Here is a 582-nt window from a genome sequence, read left to right as displayed (position 1 = left end):
TGCAAAGTGTCTTCTCCGTGAGGTGCGTCATCAGCAAACCAGTCGTCGGCTGATAAGGAGGAGGCCGCAGTGTTCTCCATCACCGAAACCATGGTTCGCGCCACAGGAATTAGTTTGATACGTGATGCTGCGTCGGGAACGTTTTCCTTTACCTGGCTCAGCAAATTGTCATACCAGCCGGTATAGTTGAATTTGGTAGTTGTTCGTTCACGCCAATCCGCGAAATCGCGATCGGAACCTGCACCGGTTGCCTCATCAAGCAGCCTTCCCCCGTCAGACCAACCTTCGTAGATCCAATAATTCGGGCGATCTCCCACGTTTGCTTCATGCGTTGCCACAATATCGCTAATCGTGCCGGTCCAAAAACGAGACCGCCCTTCTTCAATATGCCATGGCAGCGGCCCGCCGACGCTAGGGTCAGGATTGGCTCCTTGTGATTCATAGGCTGGAGGGCCGGAAAAATTGTCCGTCAGCATGATTACATCTGTGACATTTGCCCTATCGATCGATGGCCAAGAGTTTTGTGCACCCATGACAGGCACCCCAAGGGTCTTCCAGTTCTGCCGCCAGTCCGGCGGCTCG

The 582-nt window shown here is 54.0% G+C and carries 1 protein-coding gene; it reads right to left on the bottom strand.

What is annotated here, in order from left to right:
* Positions 1–476, bottom strand: a 476-nt coding sequence (locus ACR0E6_RS22770; protein WP_480587684.1) for a hypothetical protein, incomplete at its 3' end; no start/stop codon positions are given.
* Between the last annotated feature and the right edge of the window lie 106 nt (positions 477–582).

The organism is Ruegeria sp. AP12 (genome assembly GCF_056540025.1).
This window is presented reverse-complemented; position numbering and strand designations above follow the sequence as displayed.